Origin of the sequence: Microcystis sp. M090S1 (assembly GCF_020246295.1) — a bacterium.
Taxonomy (GTDB): Bacteria; Cyanobacteriota; Cyanobacteriia; order Cyanobacteriales; family Microcystaceae; genus Microcystis; species Microcystis aeruginosa.
In genome coordinates, this window is sequence record NZ_JADBTF010000184.1 from 1 (window position 1) to 3,692 (window position 3,692).

General features: G+C 42.5%; 3 protein-coding genes and 1 pseudogene. 3 read left to right on the plus strand and 1 reads right to left on the minus strand.

The window, feature by feature from the left end:
* Nucleotides 1-128: 128 nt before the first annotated feature.
* The 3 genes and pseudogenes from IM477_RS23020 to IM477_RS08450 form a co-directional block, all read left to right on the plus strand.
* Nucleotides 129-431: pseudogene (locus tag IM477_RS23020) on the plus strand (glycogen debranching protein); the annotation flags it as partial.
* A 172-nt stretch (nt 432-603) separates the two neighbouring features.
* Nucleotides 604-1,266, plus strand: a complete 663-nt coding sequence (locus tag IM477_RS08445; RefSeq protein ID WP_287731350.1) for a TVP38/TMEM64 family protein — start codon at nt 604-606, stop codon at nt 1,264-1,266.
* A gap of 234 nt (nt 1,267-1,500) precedes the next feature.
* The gene (locus IM477_RS08450) at nt 1,501-2,508 is read left to right on the plus strand and encodes a DnaJ C-terminal domain-containing protein (RefSeq protein WP_287731351.1); all 1,008 of its coding nucleotides are present in this window, start codon (nt 1,501-1,503) and stop codon (nt 2,506-2,508) included.
* Between the two features lie 226 nt (nt 2,509-2,734).
* On the opposite strand, the gene IM477_RS08455 is transcribed toward IM477_RS08450, so the two are convergent.
* A complete protein-coding gene (locus IM477_RS08455; RefSeq protein ID WP_287731353.1) occupies nt 2,735-3,082 on the minus strand; it encodes a hypothetical protein in 348 nt (115 codons plus the stop codon).
* Nucleotides 3,083-3,692 lie beyond the last annotated feature (610 nt).

The window sequence follows — 3,692 nt, forward strand, 5'->3', positions numbered from 1 at the left end:
ACATTAGCACTAAGGAGAGAAGATGCAGGGGTTTTGAGCGATTCTAGCAGATTTAAGTGCATTTGGGAAGCTCTCAATCAAGCTAAAAGCCCTTTCCTGTAAGGTTTTTAGCTTTATTCAGCAGACCCTATTTATTTAAAAAAACCGATGGGGTTAGCGATTTAACTGCCCATGATCGCTCTATTTGGTTTTTAATTGATGGTAGTGCCGTCGGTGATCACGATTTTTTGGTGTTAATTAATATGTATTATCTGCCAGTGGATTTTCGTCTTCCCCCGTCATCGAATAATTATCGTTGGCTAAGAATTATTGACACGGCAGCTTGGGCAGAAACCGATTATAATTGTTGGTCTGTGGATCAAGGGACAGTAATTGCCAATAGCTATAAAGTCAATGGTTTTTCGATCGTGGTTTGCGAGGAGATTAACTGAACTACCCACACCGATATCGGGGGTAATTTGGGGACAGATAGGGCAGCCCGCTAATATTGAGATCGAGATCGATCCTATGCCGATTTCTGCTATATTTTTGGCAATAGGGAAATATAAACCCCAGCTGCATCTTATGTTTTACAACCCGCACTTAGCCCAAAATTGCCGTTAAATGTCTAAAACTAAAAGTAGTGTTATTATCCTAACCATAATTTGTATTATCGCCACGGCGATCGGAGTTTATCTGATCGGTGGTATCGACTCCCAACAATTACAGATCTGGTTAAAACAAATGGGAATTATGGCTCCCATTTTGTATATTATTCTCTATACGATCGGGACAATTTTAATTCTGCCTTCTACCCCCTTAAACCTCAGTGGTGGGGCCATCTTTGGGGTAGTTATGGGAACAGTTTGGACAACGATCGCCGCTTTGGTGGCCGCTATAGTTGCCTTTGCTTTTACCCGTACTATTGGCCGGGAATATACCGCCAAAAAATTTCAGGGAAAATGGCAAGCGATCGATGCAGAAATGCAGCAAGGCGGCCTATTTTATATGTTTGCTATCCGTCTATTACCGATTATTCCCTACGGTATCGTTAACTTTGTTGCGGGATTAACTTCTATCCGTTTTCGCGATTATTTGATCGGTACTTTATTAGGCACTGTCCCCGGAATTTTACCCTTTGTCATGATGGGTGCGGGTTTAAAATCTTTAGGAAAAGGCGATATATTGCCCCTGATGCTGGCTTTTACCCTCATTGCTCTGTTAGTAGGTGTGGGAACTTGGTATCGTCGTCGTCGGCAATTTCCCCAGATAAAAAGTAAAAAGTGAAAAGTCAAAAAGTGGACGTTACATTAAAGGTAAAAAGGGTGTTGGGTGTTGGGATTTTAGGGTTTTGGGGTTTTGGGGTATTAGTTGAAATTTCCCTATTCCCCTATCTCCCCATTTCCCTATACTCTGACTCCTGACTCCTGACGACCGACTCCCGACTCCTGACAACGATAAAATTAAGTTAGATTAGGAATATCCCGACTGAATCCTCATTGCTAAGGAGATAGCGTATCGATGCCTGCCGCAGATTATAAAGATTATTATGCCGTTCTGGGAGTAGGTAAAACTGCCAGCGCTGAAGAAATTAAAAAAGCTTTTCGTAAATTAGCCGTCAAATATCACCCCGATCGCAATCCTAACGATAAAAGCGCCGAAGAACGTTTTAAAGAAATTAGTGAAGCTTACGAAGTCCTCTCCGATAGCGAAAAACGCCAAAAATACGATCAATTTGGACAATATTGGCAACAGTCCGGGCGATCGAATTGGCCGGGTGGTAATCCGGGGGTTGACTTCGGTTCGGCCGGTTTTGACTTTAGCCAGTACAGCACCTTTGATGATTTTATCAATGAACTGCTCGGTCGCATGGGCAGCCCCGGCGGTACTCGCCCCGGTTCCCATTCCTACGGTACTCCGGGGGGAGGATTTGGCGATTTTAGCAATTTTAACGACTTTGCCGGCGCTCGTACTCCACCGCAAGCTGTCACTTCCGGCATCTCCACCGCTAAACTGCGTCTGAGTTTTGGGGAAGCTTTGCGAGGAGTACAAAAACGGGTTAATTTAGCCGGAGAAATGATCGATATCAAAATCCCCCCAGGAACCAAAACCGGTAATCGTCTCCGGGTACGGGGTAAAGGACTAATCGATCCCTTGAGTAAACAACGGGGAGATCTATTTCTCGATGTGGAATTAGAACCCCATCCTTTCTTTGCTTTTGAAGGCGATAATTTAACCTGTGAAGTCCCGATTACCCCCGATGAGGCGGTTTTAGGCACAGCGATCGAAGTTCCTACCCCCGATGGCATGGTGACGGTAAAAGTTCCCGCCGGTATTCGTTCCGGTCAATCCCTGCGCTTACGAGGCAAAGGTTGGATCGATAATAAAGGACAACGCGGCGATCAATTAGTCAAAATTGTCATCGATACTCCCAAAGAATTAACGGCGATCGAACGGGAATTATACGAGAAAATTAAATCTCAGCGTACCACCGATCCCCGTCGTCATCTCAGACAGGTGCAAATTTAGTCCCTAGATCTTAATAGTGAGGTACGAAGCAAAAGGTAGGGTGCGTTAGACGGCAAAAATTGCTGCTTTGAATTGAAGGTAACAATCCGTCGTAACGCACCACCTATCATCAACTAAGTAGCCGGTTACTATCCTTAGATTAGCTGAATCTCCCCCAATCCCTTTACTGTTGCCTCTTGCCTTGAGAAGCTGATCACTGTTTACTGTCTCTGGAGTTTATCCTTGGCTAGAATTTAACCTTACTAGCCAACCAATTAGTGATTAATTTGGGGCTATTTTTCTTCACCCAATAGAGAGCATAAATTCTGAATATAGGCTTAGAAAAACGAGCGATCGCTTTCATGATAAAATTTAAGTGACGACTATGAAACTTTTTATTAATTAAATTTAACGAACCCACATCGTAAAGACAGTCGATGATAATTCTAAAAGTCGTTTCCTCTCTTTGGAATAAACTATCTATTAACAATAGCACTTCCTGAATCCGTTGCTGTTGAAGATGCTGTTCTTCTTCGGAAACAGCCGAGAGAATCCGCTGCTGCTTAGATAATTTACTATCCGATGGGGTTAACATGATATGGTAAGGAAAAAATTAACTTGTTTTGATTTTATCCCTATTTGCCGATTTTGCAAGACCAAACTCCCCATCTATCCCCATTTTTACGATAACACGGATCTTTCCTCTCCCATGCCGTCTTGACTGTGGTTGCTGTGATTGTGTCATGGACTGTGACTGATTATTGATAAAAGGTTGCTGAATACAATATAATCATAGTATTCATTCAATCATTTCAATCACAGTTTAGACTGATGCTGTGATTGTGTCATGGACTGTGACTGATCGAGAAAAATAGGGCAGAATAAAATTATGAGGACTGAATCATGAATGATCCCTTAACCACAAGTTTACTTTAGCAGCACAGGAATTTACCACTGAAGCAATCTCTAAAATCCCTATATTGTGGGAAAAAATCAAAACCAGTTAAGTAAGTTAACCCTCATCACCCCGATTTTATCTATGGAACCGATAACAGTGGCGACAATCTGACTGACGGACACATTTTTCAATACAAAGACAAGTACTGTTATGTGAAAGCCTCAAACTCCTGAATAAAAGAAAAGGTAATTTTGCCATAATAATCCTGACGAGCTTTGCGAGAAGCCAAACAGGGAAAAGGGTCAAC